Genomic DNA, 15,144 nt, shown 5'->3' with positions numbered 1-15,144 from the left:
AGAGCCTTCATATTGTAATGTGGAGGCTCTCCCTCTATGTTAAGCGAGCGATTGATTATCTTTGCAAACAAATGCTTTCCGCTTTAGGTGGCAATGCTCTCGTGATGAGCGAGCGGCTTTTGCCACAGCGCATCCTGGCAGAGCAGGGAAGTACAGGGGCAGTGCGCTGTTTCCAACTCGATTGTGGCATGGGAAATATTGAATGATTGTTCGAGATAGGATTTGGTCTGTGCGATCAGCTGTAGGCCTGAGGAGAGGGAACTATTGGGTTCAATGACTAGATGGCAGCTCAGCGCTGTTCGCTCGGGCGTGACGCTCCAGACATGAAGGTCATGCAGGTCACAGACACCGGGCAGGGTTTTCGCATAATCCAAGAGCGTTTCTGCCTCAAAATCAATGGGTGTTCCCTCCATGAGGATGTGCAGGGTCTCCTTGACGATTCTCCAGGCTCCCCAGCCGACCATGAAGGCGATGAGCACAGAAATGATGGGGTCGATAATATACCATTGAGTATACTGCATGATCACTCCGCCAATGATTACTCCTGCTGATGCGGCTGCATCTCCCAAGACATGGAGGAGAGCAGAGCGCACATTCAGGTTGTCTTCCCCACTGCGGAAACCCAGGGCGATGCCCAGGTTGACGAGTATTCCGACGCTAGCACTGATATACATGATCGTGCTTTGCACAGGCTCAGGATTCTGCAAGCGATGGAACGCTTCAAACAGAATGATGAAGGCGATGACGATCAAGGTCACGGCATTAGCCAAAGCGGCTAGGATACCTGTCCGATGGTAACCGAAGGTGTGTTTGAGGGTCGGCGACTTTTGCGCCTGAACCGCGGCGAACCAGGCCAGGCCTAAGGCCGCGACATCGGTGAGGACGTGTCCGGCATCGCTGAGGAGTGCCAGACTATTGGCTAAGCTGCCGCCAATCACCTCTACAGCCAGAATAATCAGGGTGGCCCAAAAGGCCCATTTCAGTTTTTTGCCTGGTATCCCAATTCGCCGTTTTTCCATCAGATCCCCTCCATACTCTAACAATAAAATAAGTGTTTGAATGTAAGGGCGAAAAAAACGGACTATCCCGTGTTGACGGGGATGGTGCGGAGGTGAGCACTGTGTTGCAAGGCAAGGCTTCTTCCAGGATTGATTTCACATGCTCATCACTTAGGGAATAGCGCACCAGCTTACCGTCTTTACGCGAACGGGCGAGTCCCATGTTTTTGAGTAGCCTCAAATGGTGAGAGGCAGCTGCCACCGTGAGGGAGGCAATGTCGGCTAGATCACACACGCAAAGATCAGGTTCCTGGAGCAAGGCGTATATGATCTTTACACGCGTTTCGTCAGCTAAAGCCTTAAAGATGGGGGTCACTCCCTCCGTCTTGCTCACCGCTAGGCGTAATTCAGCTAATCGCTCCGGGGTATGGCAATCAGTGTGACAAAGATGGTGGTGGCCGGGACGACTCATGCGATTCACCTTCTTTCTTCGAAGCTCCTGAAAATAGAAGCCGAGCCTGGGGCGAGTAACCCAGCACCTTTTGATAATAGAAGGGAATGAGAATCGTGCTCGAGTACATGGTGATGAACGAAATGAGGGCAGCAATAATTGAGGTCCAAAAGATGCGCACTTTGAACAGTTCAAAATCCAGGACGGGGTTCGCTCTCCGGCGTTCCTGAATCGCAACGCCGATGACACTGAGGAGGAAGAGAGCGAGGGAAATGAGAATGGCCGGGGAACTCCAACCAAAATCATTCACATTGGAGAGGGCATAGATAAAGCTAACCATCCCGATAATGACGTAAATGGCACCCCAGGAGTCAAATTTTTTCGATTTCCCTTTGCCCCGGTCGGAGGGAATGATAAAGTGGGAAGCCGTGAAGCCCAACGTGGCGACAATAAAGTTCAGGATGAAAATCCAGCGCCAACCCCATAACCCGACGACAATGCCGCCGAGGGCGGGTCCGGCCAGGCTGCCGATGGCAGAAACGGAAGCCAGGGTGCCGATGTTTTTGCCTCGCTGCTCAGGGGGGTAATTTTCCGTCGCAATGGCCAGGCCGTTTAGACAACCTCCTTTGCCAAAGGGCAGCCGAAGGCAACTCGGAGGAGTTGCCTTCGCTGTTGAGGACAATAGATACTACTCTTGCGGGAAAATGCGCAGGCCGGTGTTAACCCGGTTCATGCCGGTTGAGGCATCGATCACGGCAATCATCTCCAAAAGTTCTTCATCCGTGACGCCCATGCTCTTCAGTTGTTTGGTGTGTGAGGCGATACACATGTCTGAGCCGTTGTTCACGGAAGTAGCCAGAGCAATGATAAAGCCCTCCTTTTTAGTGGATGGATCCTTTCTGACAGCAAAGAGCCGCAGGATACCCATATATATATTAGAATATAATGATTTAACCATGCAATTGTATCTCTAAACTTTTAGTATTGCAAGAGAGGTATGAAAAAATATCCGATACAGCTAATCGGGTATAACAATTTCATGGCAACTAAGACTGACTAAGACAGCCATTCACCTTAACAGGCAGTACAAATGATGATATTATAATATGGGCAGCGGTGTCGTCATCAATAATATTGCATAATATTGGGAGGGAATCATGGGAAAAGTATTGTCGTTGCACATCAGTTCACAGCGGGGAACCGTGAAAAATGATGTGTCTGAAGTAGAACTCGTGGAGGGCTGGGGTCTCCAAGGGGACGCCCATGGTGGGGACTGGGATCGCCAAGTCAGTGTTTTTCCGGTGGAGGCTTTGGTCAAGGTTCCAGCGGAAAAGCAGGAAGAGGTTCTCGCCGACGGTTACACAGAAAATATTACGGTTACGGATCTTCCCCTGAGCGAACTCGTGCCAGGAATGGTGTTAAGGCTTGGGGAAGCAGAAATGGAAATTTATTATGTCGGCAAGGAAGAGTGGAAAGAACAGGGCCGGCCTTATATCGTCAGCCGGGAAGGGCGTTTCGGACGGGTCGTCAAAGGGGGCATGGTTCGGGTTGGGGATCATATTATAATTTAGGCATAGAACTTTACGGCCCAAAGTTCCAAATGCACAAACGATCCAAAAACTTAGTAAAACCCAGGAGAAGCAGGCAATAAATGTGGCCGAAGGTTTTTCAGGGCCACTTGAGTACACGGAATTCTGGCAGGACAAGTTCCGTTTTAGGATACCGCAAGGGAACTTCTATTTTAATGAAAACGATTGTTGGGTCTGGATAGAGGGCAAGCGGGCCAGGGTTGGGGTGAGTGACTACGTACAGCAGAGCCTCTCAGATATCATTTTCTTTGATGCCCCGGAAGCAGGGCTTGAAGTGGAACAGTTTGGGGCTTTGGGTACGTTAGAGTCATACAAGGCCGTGTTCGAAATCATTGCTCCTGCTGCGTGCAAGGTTGTGGCTGTCAATGAAGACTTGGAATCATCGTCCGAATGGGTCAATGAGAACCCTTATGAAAAGGGCTGGATTGCAGAAGTGGAACTCTTAGATTGGGAATCTGACCGGGGTGGCGGGCTCTCCCGCGTGGCAGCCCGCCGGGTAGTGCCTTCATTCCAGATGGGCACCATGGCTTTGGAGGCTGCAGCGGAAGAAATGCTTAGCAGGCTGGATGAGAATTTTAATCTCGACAAGAGGCGGGGGTCTGAGTTTGACCAAGGGTAAGAAGTAGTAAAGTATAAAGAGAAGCCTCTGAGATGGAAGTCCCAGAGGCTTTAGAATGTTCAAGGTCGACATCTTGATTGCAATATAAGTGGCGCAAAGCCCAGAAAACGATATAATAGGGATTAGGCAACCCGGGAAGTAAAATAGCAACCGCTGAGAATAATTATGGATACAGATGAGGGGGCGAGGTCATGCTTGAAACACAAGAGGTATCACTGGAAATAGAAGGAACAAGGAGTGTCGAGATTCTTAACGGCATTAATTTAAAATTATCTGAGAAAAAAATATATGTGGTCACAGGACCGAACGGTGGGGGTAAATCTTCCCTGGCGAAAGTTATTATGGGTGTCTATACACCGACCTCCGGTAAAATCTTACTGGATGGGCAGGACATAACAAAAATGACGATCTCCGAAAGGGCCCGTCTGGGTATCGGCTATGCTTTCCAGAATCCACCTCGCTTTAAAGGCATTAAAGTCAAGGATCTGCTCAAGATAGCAGCGGCGACTAACCCGGAAAAGGTCAATATCAGCGATCTGTTGCATGATGTCGGGTTGTGTGCCCAGGATTATCTCGACCGGGATGTGGATGCCAGCCTCTCCGGGGGAGAAATGAAGCGGATCGAAATCGCGACCGTGCTGGCGCGCAAGCTCAAGGTTGCGGTTTTTGACGAACCGGAAGCCGGGATTGACTTATGGAGTTTCCAGAAGCTTGCTGAAACTTTTAAATATATTCACCTGAAATACGATACAACAATCCTTATTATTTCACATCAGGAGCGGATTATGGAACTGGCAGACGAGATCATCCTGATGTCCAACGGCAAGATCAGTGAACAATCCAATAAGGCGAAAATCCTTAATCTAATTTTGAAGAACGAAGATTGCTTATGCAGCAACCAGTGTGAGAAAGGGGTTGTTCAGGATGCTGAATTCGTTGGATAAGCTGATGCTGGAGAAAGTGGCCGATCTTCATGAAATTCCGCAAGGGGCTTACAATATCCGCAAAAATGGGGAAGGGGTACAGCGAAATACCACGGCCAATATCGATATCATCACCAAAAAAGATCAGCCGGGCATTGATGTAATTGTCAAGCCGTATACGAAAGGGGAAAGCGTCCACATTCCCGTCATTGTGACGGAAGAAAATATCAACGACCTTGTCTATAACACTTTCGAAATCGGTGCTTACTCCGACGTGTTGGTCGTGGCCGGCTGTGGCATCCATAATTCGGGAAGCCGCAAATCACAGCATGATGGCATCCACACCTTCTTTGTCCGCCAAGGGGCCAGACTGAGATATGTGGAAAAGCACTATGGCCAGGGTGAGGGGAAGGGAGAGAGGGTATTAAATCCCAAGACGATCATTGAAGCCGAAGAAGAAGCTATCGTTGAGTTGGAACTGGTTCAAATAAAGGGGATCGACAGCACTAAAAGGGATACGGAAATCCGGCTGAAGGATAATGCTAAGTTGATCGTTACGGAGCGGCTCTTAACTTATTTGGATCAAGAAGCGGAATCAAATATCACGGTCGAATTGGAAGGTGCCGATTCTTCAGCCCAGATAATTTCGCGCTCAGTGGCTCAGGACAATTCCAGGCAGGAATTCTATTTTGATCTGGTTGGGCGCAATAAATCCCGGGGCCATATCCAATGCGATGCCATCATCATGCATAAGGCCCAAGTGCACTCCACCCCTAAAATTTCAGCCTATCATTCAGAAGCACAACTTATCCATGAAGCAGCGATTGGCAGGATCGAATCTGAACAACTGGTAAAACTGATGTCGCTGGGACTGTCGGAGAAAGAGGCGGAAGAAACAATTCTTAAGGGATTTCTAGAGTGACCCCCCGCTCTTACTCCTTACGTCGAAGAGGAGGTCTAGTTTGTCACGTCTTTGTGGGTTTTAATATCAGCGGGAATACTTGTATTTGCGTTCACGGTCGTTTTAAGCATGGCTGGCCTAGGCACGGCCTTCATTGTTGTTCCGGCTTTCTTCTGGCTGGGAGTTTCCTTGCCGGAAGCGATGGCCATTGGTCTGCAGCTTAACGCTTAATTTAACTCACTTTAAGTTTTAAGCAACAAAGCGACGGCTGAAGAAATGAACGCGAAAGTCCTGGGACAAACGGTTGTGGTTGAATCGGTTGATGGAGTCGCTCAACAGCTAACTCAAGTGGCCGAAGGTCTTGCGAATATGGTAGGAAAGTAAAATACATCTTGAATTTTTGCCCTGCGTACGTTAAGATAAGCTTAATACATAAGTGCGTGATTATATCCAAGATTTGTTATAGGATTCGTTCTTGGGTATCAGGATACCTCTTAAGATGTGAGAAATATGAAGGGGGTGCTAACAACCGAGCATTGCCACGAAATGAGGGGAATACCCCGGATACGGTTCATCGAGTATTTTGCTGAAGTCGGTAATCTTTTGGAAGATGGCAGGTTTGGCGCTGATGGCTGGGAGGTTGAGGTCGGGCCCGAAGATAAGGTACACTTTGGGCGGATTATTTTGCCGAAGGTAAACATAATTTTTCGGACAGATGATGACGATTGCTACCAACGGTTGCTCCAAGGTTTTCGGTTAAAATTTTTATCTGCAGGTGGCTAAACCTAGTTGGGTAAAGCATAGATATTTGAAAGGGAGGATTTAACGTGGGCGGATACTGTGGAAAAATTTTGCGTATTAACCTTACAGCAGGGAAGGTAAGCACAGAATCCCTAAACCAGGAACTGGCCCGTAAATACATAGGAGGCCGGGGTTTAGCCTCTAAAATGTTTATGGATGAAGTTGCGGTTGGAGTACACCCGTTTGCCTCGGAGAATAAAGTCTTTATTGCAACCGGCCCTTTAACCGGTTCCAATGCCCCGACCTCCGGACGTTACATGGTTGTGACTAAGTCTCCCCTGACAAACACGATTGCCAGTTCTAATTCTGGCGGTTATTGGGGTGCTGAGCTTAAAGCAGCTGGCTATGATATGATTGTTCTGGAAGGACAGGCTGCTGCACCTGTGTATATTGCGATTAAAGATGATCAGGTGGAAATTAAAGATGCCTCCGGTCTTTGGGGTAAAAAAGTTGGGGAAACTACTGATCTTCTGCAACAAGAATTTAATAATGACAAGGCCAAAGTGCTTACCATCGGGCCAGCGGGGGAAAGACTGTCTCTTCTTGCCTCAGTGATGAACGACCACTACCGGGCAGCCGGACGCTCCGGCGTTGGGGCTGTTCTTGGTTCGAAGAAAGTTAAAGGGATTGTCGTTCTAGGTAGCGGCAAGGTAGAGGCGGCTCGACCGGAGGAAACAAAAGAAGTACTGAGTGAACTTTTAAAGAAAATTCGGGAACACGGGGTAACCGGACAAGGGCTCCCGGCCTATGGGACGGCGGTTCTGGTCAATATTATCAACGAAGCGGGAATACTACCTGTAAACAATTTTCAAGAAGGGTATTTTGTTCAGGCTGAGCAGATCAGCGGAGAGACCCTGGCAGAGAAGTATCTGGTGAAAAAAGACCCCTGTTACCGCTGCCCCATCGCCTGTGGCCGTTATTGCCGGGTTGACGGGGAAGAAGGGGGCGGGCCGGAGTACGAGACCGTCTGGGCTTTCGGATCTGATTGCGGCGTCAGCGACTTGAAATATGTGATCAAAGCTAACAATCTGTGCAATGAATTCGGACTCGACACCATCTCAGTAGGCACGACTATCGCCGCCGGCATGGAATTGTTCCAGCGCGGTTATATTAAGGCGGAAGAACTGGGTGGAACACCGCTGGAATTTGGCAATGGAGAAGCTATGCTGGAGTGGGTGCGCAAGATCGGCCTGGGCGAAGGGCTGGGAGCCAAAATGGCTCTGGGTTCTTACCGCCTGGCGGAAAGCTACGGTGTACCGGAGCTTTCCATGAGTGTGAAGAAACAGGAACTGCCGGCCTATGATCCGCGCGGTATCCAGGGACATGGGCTCCAGTATGCCACCTCCAACCGTGGGGGCTGTCATGTTCGTGGTTATCTGATTTCTCCCGAAATTTTGGGAGTACCGGAGAAACTGGATCGGTTCTCTTTGGAAGGGAAAGCAACTTGGGTTAAGACATTCCAGGATCTGACCGCGGTCATTGATTCTCTGGGACTGTGTCTATTTACCTCCTTTGCCCTGGGACTGGACGACTACCGCGCAATTTACAATGCGATTACCGGTTCCGGTTATTCCAGTGAAGAAGTCTTAACCACTGGAGAAAGAATTTGGAATATTGAACGGCTCTATAACTTGAGGGAAGGGTTCAGCAAAGCAGATGATACATTACCCAAGCGTTTTCTTACTGAACCTATGCCGGAAGGACCTTCCAAGGGAGAAATTCATAGACTTGATCAACTCCTGCCTGAGTACTATCAAGTGAGGGGTTGGAATGCGGATGGTATCCCTACTCCGGAACACCTGGCCAAACTAGGCATTCAATAAGGGTATTAATAATTGGGGACTCTCTGCCGCAGGTGTAGGTCTGTGGGTAGAGAGTTCCATTTTTAATTGGACAAAGAGGGAGAGAGGGTCATGAAAGACAGCGTGGAGATTACATTCCGCCCCACGCCTTCTTTGGAAAGGCTATATCTGGAATTGACCAACCGCTGCAATTTATCGTGTGAAATGTGCTACCGCCGGACTTGGCGGGAAGTGGAAGGGGATATGTCGGAAGAACTCTTGGAGAAAATAAGTTTAGACGTACAGCGATTTCCTGAACTTCGGGAAGTCATTTTAGGCGGGATTGGGGAGCCAACGATTGCCCCGGCTTTCCGCCGGGCAGTAGAACTATTTGCTGGCCGGTATGAGGTGACTGTGACAACGAACGGTACTAATTTGAATTCAGAAACCGTTGCATTTTTCGGTGCTCATAAAATCAGCCGAATTGTCTTTTCGGTGGACTCGGTAGACAGTGCAACCTTTGCCGGGATTCGACATCAGAATGTCCATCCGGTTCTGGAAAGTACACACAAGCTTATAGCCAGCAGAGTACAACCTGGGGACAAGCCGGAAATTGCCTGGGAATTCGTGGCTATGAAACGGACCTTGCCTTTTTTAATGGAGACAGTGAGGACGGCAGCCCAAATCGGGGTAGATAAGATTTACATCTCGCATCTGCAGCCGATGGCAGAGGATATGCTGGATGAAATCCTCTACCCTGTAAGCGCGGAAACAGAGAGGATCTTCCGCCAGGCTTTCAATTACGGACTGGGAAAACAGCTTGCTGTCGTGTTGCCCCAGACTGGCCTCAAGACAGAGAGGCATTGTAAATTTGTAGAAAGCCAGAGCGTGGTTGTACGCTGGGACGGAGAAGTGGCACCATGTTACCGCTTTCTGCATGCCTATCCCGAATATGTGCTGGGAAGAAAAAAGGAGATCCGGGCATACAGCTTCGGATCTCTGAAGGACAAGCGCCTTGACGGAATCTGGATGGATCCTGTGTTCATGGAATTCCGCTATAAGGTAAGGAACGGAATTTATCCATCATGTCCGGACTGTGATTTTGTTAACGGTTGTGACATAGTGACCCATGCCGACATGGATTGTATGGGCAACGAGCCCTCTTGTGCTGATTGTCTATGGGCGCGGGGGCTTCCTTTTTGCCCATAAACAAGCGCTTCAACTACACCACTGGAAGACCTTCTTCTTCCAGTAATTCCCTATCAATATGGTAACACATAGCCATAGAAGGTACAAGTATTATCGCGGCAATCCAGTCGACTACGCCCTTTCCCACGACCGGAGGAAGATGCAGTTGGGCTGCCAGCGGATTGTAAAGAGATGTTCCCCGGGTGCCGCCAAACGGCAGGTGAACTTCCGCACCGATCGTACCGGCATTGACATAGAGAATCTCGGTCGTAATGTCGCGCATGGCTGTGTACACATGGTTGACATTCTTGGTATATGTTGATAATCGGACCCACATCAACCTTAGAATCTAAACCATCTCCCAATACAGCCTCAATCGCGGCATTTAAGGCGAGCAAATTTGTCTGCTTTGCGATTTCGTTCATTTTTTAAGACAATACTGGCAATTACGGTAGACCTTTGATCTATATCTGTAATAACCTCCCGTAGGGCAGATGACTGGCTAACTGAGTTTGGGATTATTTAACTCGTTGTTGCAAGTAATGCAATAGTGTTTTATACCTAAATGTGGTTATACCCATGCGCCACGCATTTTCAAACCGCAGGGAATTCCGTGGTGTGAACTGGAAGAGATTATCTTAACGATTGAAGAGTTTAGAGGCGGTGCGCTTAAAAGATGCCGAAGGTTTAGAACAGGAAGAATGTGCTCGACTGATGCAGATCTCTCGTCCGACCTTTGTGCGCCTTGTGCAAAGTGCCCGTAAAAAAATCGCTCAGGCATTGACCCAAGGAAAGGGACTGCGGATTGAAGGCGGGCACCATCAGTTTTATGGGAAAAAAGGCATGTATAAAAGGACCGGAGGAGTTTGCCGACATCAACGTCAGGACTCCGATCCACCTGAAGATGTGTCTGATCACAAACAATAATACGAATGAGATCGCTCAAGCATATGCCAACGGAACATTAATAGCAACAGGAGAAGGGTGTCACGGACATGATCATCACGGACATGAACATCGCCATGGATATCATGAATCAACTAATCTTGCATAATTTAGGCTGACTCTATATAATTAGACTGAACTAAATATTTCTCCGAGCCGCTTAGCCTAACGAGGACTCTATGGTTGAACGGCCAGGGCTGTATGCCCTCAGGGCATACCTGGAAACGGGTATACCTTCACGTATTGAAAAGGAGACGGTCGTATGGGTTGTCTGCGCGCGCCTCCACTTTTTTAAAGTGGAGTTTTTTTTCGGTTTGAACGAATGAGGCCAAGATATAATGCAGAAAAGAAGGAAGGACCAAAAGCATGAAATTGAGCAAGAAGTATTTAGGGCTGATCGGATTCGCTCTATTGAGCCTATTTGTTTTAACTGCCTGTGGGACACAGGCTCCATCAACGCAAAATTCTCCGGACGGAAAAAATCAGGCTGCGACCACGCAGAACCAACCCAAACTCCGAGTTGCGGCAGCAGCGGATTTAGCCCTGGCCTTCAAGGAGATGGGGGATGCCTTTCAGGCAGAAACCGGGATTCCGGTAGAGATAACTTACGGATCGACAGGGACAGCCGCCATGCAGATCGAAAACGGTGCGCCCTATGATGTTTTTGCCGCTGCTGATGTTTCGTTTATTGACGGGCTGAAGACAAAAGGACTGACACTGCCGGATACACAACAACTCTATGCGCAAGGGCGGATCGGGATCGCCACCTTAAAAGACAGCCCACTCGTGCTGCATTCGCTCCAAGAGTTGGCAGATAATCCCGCTGTCAAAAAAATTGCTATTGCTGATCCTTCCCATGCTCCCTATGGAAGGGCTGCCAAGCAGGCCTTTGAGCATGCCGGGCTCTGGACGGGAGTCCAGGGGAAAATGGTGTATGGTGCCAATATCCAAGAGGCTTTAAATATGCTGAAGTCAAAAAACGTGGATGCCGTGATTCTTTCCTTATCTCTCTACAAACCGGATGAGGTGAACTTCCAATTGATTGATGGTTCGTGGCACGAGCCCCTTAATCAAGCGATTACCGCGCTCAAAGAGACAAAGCAGGAGGATAACGCACGCCGTTTTATTGCCTTTGTCAACGGTGAGCAGGGCCGCCCGATCATGAAAAAATATGGCTTTCTCCTTCCGGATGAAATTAAACCTAAAGTATCATAGAGCAAAGAGTATCAAGATGGAAAGATATAATTATGTAGGAAATATCTAGGAAAAGGGTGGAGCGCTGGTGATCACCACGGCAGACTTATTCCCATTGTTTCTTTCCCTAAAAATAGCGACAACAGCGACCCTTTTGGGTTTTTTACTCGGCTTGTTGATTGCCTGGGCGCTTGGACGATCGCATAGCAAGTGGGTAGAAGTGGTGGATTCCCTTCTCACTTTGCCGATGGTATTGCCTCCTACCGTTTTGGGATATTATTTGCTTATTGTGCTGGGACGTAAGAGTGCTATCGGCCGTTTTCTGGAAAGCCTTGGACTTCCGCTGGTTTTCACTACCCGGGGAGTGGTGATTGCAGCCATGGTCGTTTCCATGCCCTATTTTATTAAAACGTCCAGGTCCGCGATTGAAAGCGTATCCCCAAACCTTTTGGACGCTGCCCGTGTCTTAGGAAGAACGGAATTAGGGGTTTTCTGGCATGTTGTCGTGCCTAATGCCTGGAAAGGAATTGCGGCGGGGATCATTCTCATGTTTACGCGGGCGCTCGGGGATTTTGGGACTACATTAATGATCTCAGGCAGCATACCTGGCGAAACTGTGACGATGCCAATTGCTATTTATAATGCTTTGTTAGCGGGAAATTGGTCTACGGCCAATGCCCTTGTCATGATTATGACCGGGACAGCCTTGTTAGCTCTGATTGTACTGAATGGATTGAATCGGCAGGTGGGGAGGAGAGGCTCCCGATGATTCATGTTGAGTTTACAAAGCAATTGGAGTCCTTCCTGCTGGATATTCATTTGGAACTCCCGCTCGGTTCAGTTTTGGGTTTATTTGGTCCCTCCGGATGTGGGAAAAGTATGACCCTGCGCATTTTGGCCGGGCTGGTACGACCGGATAAAGGGTATTTGAAAATGGGCAACGTGGTCCTTGAAAACACGGCTGATGGGTTACATATTCCGGCCCGCAAGCGTAAAATAGGTTTTCTCTTACAGGATTATGCCCTCTTCCCCCATTTGACGGTGGAAAAAAACATTGCCTTTGGCCTTAATAAATACTCTTCTAAGGAAAAAAAAGATAAGGTTTATAAAGTCATGGAGCGCATGCGGCTTAAAGGGATGGAAAAGCGCTTTCCCCAGCAACTGTCGGGGGGGCAGCAACAGCGGGTGGCTTTAGCCAGAACATTGGTCACTGATCCCACACTTCTTTTACTCGATGAGCCGTTTTCCGCCTTGGATAGTCAGGTCAAAAAAAGATTGGAAAAAGAAGTTCTAAATATCAGGGATGCTTTTGCCGGAACGATTATTTTAGTGACCCATAGTTTTGAAGAGGCTTACCGTTTATGTTCTCATATTGCAATTATGGAAAGTGGAAAAATCATTCAATTGGGTAGCCGGGAGGAAATTCTGCGTCATCCCCAGACTCGTTTGGTAGCCCGTCTTACCGGAATGGAGAATATCTTTGACGGTTTGGTCAGGAAAAGAGACGGGAAGCAGGCTGTAATATGGGTGGAAGAATTGGGATGTCATTTGACAATACCCAATGTGATGGCGGAGAATTCCGTTTCGGTGGGGATCAGGCCATCACTAATTACCGTCTTGCCCGGCGATGCATCAACTCAAGAAGAGGAAGAAAACGTATTTTATGGAAAAGTAATACAAAATATTCCCAGTCCTGACGGACAAACCCTTTTAATCAAACTCTTACGGGGTGAGGCATGGGCAGCAGCCAAGGATTATGATATACACGCCCATCTGCAAATGAAGAGTGATGCCATTGTTTACCCGGGGTTTCGCCCAGGCGAACTTTGTCAGGTCTGTTTGCCGGTAGCAAGCATTTCAGTTTGGGCGAACGGATAGGAAAGCGAAACGGGCATTATTAAAACCCAGTCGCTCTTGACCATAAGAACTAAAATCCCCGTAAGAAGTAAAATGCGCTCTATCAAACACTGTGTCGTCAACACTCTTGATAATCGTTTCCAGAATTCCCGGGATTTCCTGCAAATGTTCAAGGCTTGTTTCATAGGCGACCCCGAGGTTAAAAACGACCCGGCGCTGGCTCATTCTTTTGTAATTGCGCACGCGCGAATTGGTCAGATCCTTATTGGAAAATACCAGTTGCTCGCCACTTAGGCTGCGCAGCCTAGTAGTTTTTATCCCAATGTGTTCCACTGTGCCCCAATATTCCCCTATTACAATAAAATCTCCAATCTCAAAAGGCCGATCGAGAAAAATTGTAACGTAACTGAAAACATCTTGTAACACAGACTGGGCCGCGAAGGCCATAGCGACCCCACCAATACCTAAACCAGTTAGGAGCGGTGAGATCTTAATAGGCAGATTATCCAGCAGAATGACTACTGCCAAACCCCAGACAAGAGTTTTGGTAACGGCCCAACGGCAGGGTATAAAGGTTGTAACTCATAATAAAAAAAGCTGAAACGGTGAGAGTCAATTTTCATCGTTTCAGCTTTCAGGCAATGTCATTAATGTCAAAAGCATCCCGCACAGAAAGATGATTTTTGTCATTTTTCGCTTTAGTCGATTCCAGACTGGCAGCATTAATAAGATTTTTTATGATAGTCAAAGGATCATCCGGGCGGCTTAGATTGCGGCGGCCACCTACTATCCCGGCCGAGACAGACAAGGAGATACCAAAAGGAAACGGATGGGAGGCAAGCGTCTGTTTTAACTGATGGACTAAGTTTATACTTTCTTGCAGATAAGCAGCCAGCAGAATAACAAATTCATCCCCACCAAAACGACAAAGATAAGCATCATCAGGAACAGCGTTTTTCAGGAGTTTACTGACCTCCTGCAGAATGAGATCACCCTTGGTATGTCCGAAAGTTTTATCAATTTCTCCGAAATTATTAATATCAAGGAAAATGACGGATATTTCCTGTCCGGCGACTAACAGTTTGCTTCCTTGGTAATAAAGATATCCACTCTTGTAAAGTTCGGTTAGAAGGTCGATGTGTTTCCCTAGTTCACGATACAAGCGGGTTCTGGTTACGATCCCTTTAAATTCTCTTCCTTCTTGAATCAGTAGCACTTCGGCATCAAGGGTATCGATTATCTCCTGGGCTTGCCAAAGTGGTGTAGACGGACTGATAACCGGAATTTCCGAAGTCATGACGTCAGCAGCAATTCGATTGGGATGAGCAGTAAACAATTCCCTGGGGGTTATAATTCCATTTATGTGATTATTTTCCCATACAATACAAAATGTGATATGTCTCTCACTGAGCAGGGTTTGAATCTTGCGCACACCATCCAGAGGGCTTACCTGAAGATACTCCTGGGTATAAATAGATGCTACAGTGTCTATCATAGATCCACAGATTTACTAACATGCAGAATAATGTTAATCTGTGCCTTAATAATCATTTGCTCGTTAGCAATCTTTTCTCCTTCCTCCAGAATCAGGCTGACTAATTTCTCCTGAGGAAGCATACTTAACAGACCCTTGCGCAAGACAATTGCTTCTATAAAAGGATGTTGAAGCTTAATGATCTCATACTGATCAGGAACCAGCACATCAACCATCCTTTTAGCGGCTTCCGGACCAATGGGGGCTTTAGTACCAACGATTAAAACGTCCTGCATGGGAGGCATTTCAAATTCACTCAAACGCATATTTATTTCGGCTTTTTTGCTGATTTCGCTTGGAGTCATAATAGAACTCCTTTCTCACTTTATAATATTCTAGCACAATGTGAAGAAAAAGAGAAGA

19 protein-coding genes and 1 riboswitch are annotated in these 15,144 nt (G+C 47.7%); of the genes, 11 read left to right on the top strand and 8 right to left on the bottom strand.

All coding sequences use genetic code 11. The features are described 5' to 3' along the window. Nucleotides 1-83: 83 nt before the first annotated feature. From ACYQ2N_RS06425 to ACYQ2N_RS06410, 4 genes are read right to left on the bottom strand one after another with little or no spacing between them, the layout of a single operon-like run. A complete protein-coding gene (locus tag ACYQ2N_RS06425; RefSeq protein ID WP_459998273.1) occupies nucleotides 84-1,019 on the bottom strand; it encodes a cation diffusion facilitator family transporter in 936 nt (311 codons plus the stop codon). Further along, entirely contained in the window at nucleotides 913-1,470 is a 558-nt protein-coding gene (locus ACYQ2N_RS06420) for an ArsR/SmtB family transcription factor (protein WP_459998272.1), read from the bottom strand. The genes ACYQ2N_RS06425 and ACYQ2N_RS06420 overlap by 107 nt, the downstream gene beginning before the upstream one ends. Further along, nucleotides 1,433-2,131, bottom strand: a complete 699-nt coding sequence (locus tag ACYQ2N_RS06415) for an MFS transporter (protein ID WP_459998270.1) — start codon at nucleotides 2,129-2,131, stop codon at nucleotides 1,433-1,435. Before ACYQ2N_RS06415 ends, ACYQ2N_RS06420 begins: the two co-directional genes overlap by 38 nt. A gap of 6 nt (nucleotides 2,132-2,137) precedes the next feature. Next, nucleotides 2,138-2,407 (bottom strand): carboxymuconolactone decarboxylase family protein, encoded by a 270-nt coding sequence (locus ACYQ2N_RS06410; RefSeq protein ID WP_459998268.1) that lies wholly within the window; start codon nucleotides 2,405-2,407, stop codon nucleotides 2,138-2,140. Between the two features lie 199 nt (nucleotides 2,408-2,606). Between ACYQ2N_RS06410 and ACYQ2N_RS06405 the strand changes: the two genes are divergently transcribed. The 7 genes from ACYQ2N_RS06405 to ACYQ2N_RS06375 all read left to right on the top strand — a co-directional run bounded on the left by ACYQ2N_RS06405 (nucleotide 2,607) and on the right by ACYQ2N_RS06375 (nucleotide 9,272). After that, the gene (locus ACYQ2N_RS06405; protein WP_459998267.1) at nucleotides 2,607-3,020 is read left to right on the top strand and encodes an MOSC domain-containing protein; all 414 of its coding nucleotides are present in this window, start codon (nucleotides 2,607-2,609) and stop codon (nucleotides 3,018-3,020) included. Between the two features lie 82 nt (nucleotides 3,021-3,102). Beyond that, entirely contained in the window at nucleotides 3,103-3,657 is a 555-nt protein-coding gene (locus ACYQ2N_RS06400) for a glycine cleavage system protein H (protein WP_459998265.1), read from the top strand. Between the two features lie 191 nt (nucleotides 3,658-3,848). Further along, nucleotides 3,849-4,601 carry an ABC transporter ATP-binding protein gene (locus ACYQ2N_RS06395; RefSeq protein ID WP_459998263.1) on the top strand — a complete coding sequence of 251 codons (753 nt, stop codon included), beginning with the start codon at nucleotides 3,849-3,851 and terminating at the stop codon, nucleotides 4,599-4,601. Next, nucleotides 4,582-5,502 (top strand): SufB/SufD family protein, encoded by a 921-nt coding sequence (locus ACYQ2N_RS06390; protein ID WP_459998262.1) that lies wholly within the window; start codon nucleotides 4,582-4,584, stop codon nucleotides 5,500-5,502. Before ACYQ2N_RS06395 ends, ACYQ2N_RS06390 begins: the two co-directional genes overlap by 20 nt. 489 nt (nucleotides 5,503-5,991) lie before the next feature. Further along, nucleotides 5,992-6,264: a MoaD-like domain-containing protein gene (locus ACYQ2N_RS06385; RefSeq protein WP_459998260.1), complete on the top strand. Its 273-nt coding sequence runs from the start codon at nucleotides 5,992-5,994 to the stop codon at nucleotides 6,262-6,264. Between the two features lie 44 nt (nucleotides 6,265-6,308). Next, a complete protein-coding gene (locus ACYQ2N_RS06380; protein WP_459998259.1) occupies nucleotides 6,309-8,105 on the top strand; it encodes an aldehyde ferredoxin oxidoreductase family protein in 1,797 nt (598 codons plus the stop codon). A 90-nt stretch (nucleotides 8,106-8,195) separates the two neighbouring features. Then, nucleotides 8,196-9,272 carry a radical SAM protein gene (locus ACYQ2N_RS06375; protein ID WP_459998257.1) on the top strand — a complete coding sequence of 359 codons (1,077 nt, stop codon included), beginning with the start codon at nucleotides 8,196-8,198 and terminating at the stop codon, nucleotides 9,270-9,272. A gap of 13 nt (nucleotides 9,273-9,285) precedes the next feature. Here ACYQ2N_RS06375 and ACYQ2N_RS06370 read toward each other — a convergent pair whose 3' ends face one another. Next, the gene (locus tag ACYQ2N_RS06370) at nucleotides 9,286-9,546 is read right to left on the bottom strand and encodes a hypothetical protein (protein ID WP_459998256.1); all 261 of its coding nucleotides are present in this window, start codon (nucleotides 9,544-9,546) and stop codon (nucleotides 9,286-9,288) included. 350 nt (nucleotides 9,547-9,896) lie between these two features. Here ACYQ2N_RS06370 and ACYQ2N_RS06365 point away from each other — a divergent pair, with 350 nt between their 5' ends. The 4 genes from ACYQ2N_RS06365 to ACYQ2N_RS06350 all read left to right on the top strand — a co-directional run bounded on the left by ACYQ2N_RS06365 (nucleotide 9,897) and on the right by ACYQ2N_RS06350 (nucleotide 13,268). Beyond that, nucleotides 9,897-10,178 (top strand): DUF134 domain-containing protein, encoded by a 282-nt coding sequence (locus ACYQ2N_RS06365; protein WP_459998255.1) that lies wholly within the window; start codon nucleotides 9,897-9,899, stop codon nucleotides 10,176-10,178. 155 nt (nucleotides 10,179-10,333) lie between these two features. Next, nucleotides 10,334-10,467: riboswitch (molybdenum cofactor riboswitch) on the top strand. Between the two features lie 95 nt (nucleotides 10,468-10,562). Continuing rightward, a complete protein-coding gene (gene modA / locus ACYQ2N_RS06360) occupies nucleotides 10,563-11,411 on the top strand; it encodes a molybdate ABC transporter substrate-binding protein (RefSeq protein ID WP_459998254.1) in 849 nt (282 codons plus the stop codon). 67 nt (nucleotides 11,412-11,478) lie between these two features. Next, on the top strand, nucleotides 11,479-12,159 hold the full coding sequence (gene modB, locus ACYQ2N_RS06355) for a molybdate ABC transporter permease subunit (protein WP_459998252.1): 681 nt from the start codon (nucleotides 11,479-11,481) through the stop codon (nucleotides 12,157-12,159). Continuing rightward, nucleotides 12,156-13,268 carry a sulfate/molybdate ABC transporter ATP-binding protein gene (locus tag ACYQ2N_RS06350; RefSeq protein WP_459998251.1) on the top strand — a complete coding sequence of 371 codons (1,113 nt, stop codon included), beginning with the start codon at nucleotides 12,156-12,158 and terminating at the stop codon, nucleotides 13,266-13,268. The genes modB and ACYQ2N_RS06350 overlap by 4 nt, the downstream gene beginning before the upstream one ends. On the opposite strand, the gene ACYQ2N_RS06345 is transcribed toward ACYQ2N_RS06350, so the two are convergent. From ACYQ2N_RS06345 to ACYQ2N_RS06335, 3 genes are all read right to left on the bottom strand, one after another. Further along, the gene (locus tag ACYQ2N_RS06345) at nucleotides 13,248-13,817 is read right to left on the bottom strand and encodes a mechanosensitive ion channel family protein (RefSeq protein ID WP_460000483.1); all 570 of its coding nucleotides are present in this window, start codon (nucleotides 13,815-13,817) and stop codon (nucleotides 13,248-13,250) included. The two genes, ACYQ2N_RS06350 and ACYQ2N_RS06345, sit on opposite strands and share 21 nt — an antisense overlap. 64 nt (nucleotides 13,818-13,881) lie before the next feature. Further along, entirely contained in the window at nucleotides 13,882-14,742 is an 861-nt protein-coding gene (locus ACYQ2N_RS06340; protein WP_459998250.1) for a GGDEF domain-containing protein, read from the bottom strand. Beyond that, nucleotides 14,739-15,086, bottom strand: a complete 348-nt coding sequence (locus ACYQ2N_RS06335; protein WP_459998249.1) for a hypothetical protein — start codon at nucleotides 15,084-15,086, stop codon at nucleotides 14,739-14,741. Before ACYQ2N_RS06335 ends, ACYQ2N_RS06340 begins: the two co-directional genes overlap by 4 nt. Nucleotides 15,087-15,144 lie beyond the last annotated feature (58 nt).

Source organism: Paradesulfitobacterium aromaticivorans, assembly GCF_054657415.1.
This window is presented reverse-complemented; position numbering and strand designations above follow the sequence as displayed.